Below are 1,500 nucleotides of genomic sequence, written 5' to 3'. Positions count from 1 at the left end.
GGATAACGCCCGATGAACCTCATCGGGCGTTTTGTATTTCAGCGACAAGTGCGGCCGCCGCGTGTTGTAGAGGTTCACCGACTCCCTGACCATCTTTCTTGCCTGCGCGATATCTTCTGGCCTGCCGAGCAGGTATTCCGTTTTGAGTATCCCGTTTATCCGTTCCGCCAGCGCGTTCTGATAACAGTCATACCCGTCCGTCATCGAGCAGATGACGCCATACTGCTGATGTAACGCCTGATATTCCTGCGAGCAGTACTGGATACCCCTGTCCGAGTGATGCACCAACGGCAACGCCGTGCGTCTGCCGGCCAGTGCCATTTTGAACGCGCAGGCGACATGCCGGGTATGCAGACTGTCATGCACGTGATATCCCACGATTTTTCTCGACCAGGCATCCGTTACCAGGCTGACATACGCCGTCCCCGTTCTCAGCGGCAGGTAGGTGATATCCGCCACCCATACCTGTTCCGGACGGCTGGCTATTACTTGATTGTCTCCCGCTTTTAGCAGGTTGGGATGGCGATAAAAACGATGATGGCTGTGCGTCGTCTTGTGATACGCCCGTTTAGGCATCACCAGTAACCGCGCGCAGCGCAGGATACTGAACAACCGGTCACGGCCCACATGCAACGCCGGTTCGGGGTGTTGCCGCAACAGGTGATGCAGCTTACGTGTCCCCAGTCGGGGTTGGTGCAAGCGGATGGCCGTCACCTGTTCGACGAGATGCCGGGCCTGCTCCTCTTTGCCTGCTTCACGCTGCAGGGACTGATACCACGCTTGTCGGCTGATGCCCATCCATCGGCAGGCCCGCGTTACTGTGAGTCCCGGTACTTGTGTTTGCGCGATAAGGCGGTTAGCTGCTTTTTTGTCAGCGTGGCGCCAAAGTCGGTGTTCATCACTTTGACGACAGCTTCGAAGAACTGGGCTTTGACTTCAGATTCAGCCAGTTGCTGCTCAAGTTCTTTAATACGCTGTTCGGGCGTCAGGGGGAGTTTGGGCATGTTGTCTCCGCACGTTCTGGTGGAAGGAGAAGTTCGCCAGTCAAGTTGACCGTATTTGCGCAGCCAGTTCATGACAGTCTGGCTGCCTTGGATACCGTAGCGATCTTGCGCCTGGCGGTATGTCATCTCGCCTTTTTCGACCTGTTCGACGACAGCCAGTTTAAAGGATAGAGAGTAATCGCGTTGTGTGCGTTTAATATACTGGTTCATCACATTTTCCTCTGTGCGTGAGTAAAATGTGTCAACGCTATTCAGGACGGGTCATCAGCCACAAAAAAGGCCGCTTTCGCGGCCTTTTCCTTTTCTGCTGCGGCGGGTTTTATCCCACCAACTCTTTGCCGTAATCGAACAGCGCTTTCAACAGGGCGGTTTTCTCTTTGTCGCCTTCGTGCAGGTTATACAGTGATTCGAGCTGCAGCAGGTAACTCTGCACGCGCTCTGCGCTCAGCGCTTCCTGGCGGTGTTGCAGCCAGCGACGCTGCTCGGCGTCGTCCAG

General features: G+C 55.5%; 2 protein-coding genes. Both read right to left on the bottom strand.

Features of this window, described 5'->3' with window-relative positions; translation table 11 throughout:
- Nucleotides 1–1,214, bottom strand: a protein-coding gene (locus ABT171_RS41545) for an IS3 family transposase (RefSeq protein ID WP_351252133.1) whose coding sequence is annotated in 2 segments (ribosomal slippage) — nt 1–872 and nt 872–1,214 — 1,215 coding nt annotated over the 2 segments. Because the reading frame shifts where the segments join, the coding sequence is not laid out codon by codon here. This gene is flagged as partial in the annotation.
- 109 nt (nt 1,215–1,323) lie between these two features.
- A complete protein-coding gene (locus ABT171_RS41540) occupies nt 1,324–1,500 on the bottom strand; it encodes a hypothetical protein (RefSeq protein WP_351252134.1) in 177 nt (58 codons plus the stop codon).

Source organism: Streptomyces sp. NPDC001851 (assembly GCF_040297165.1).
In the GTDB taxonomy this organism is placed as follows: Bacteria; Actinomycetota; Actinomycetes; order Streptomycetales; family Streptomycetaceae; genus Streptomyces.
This window is presented reverse-complemented; position numbering and strand designations above follow the sequence as displayed.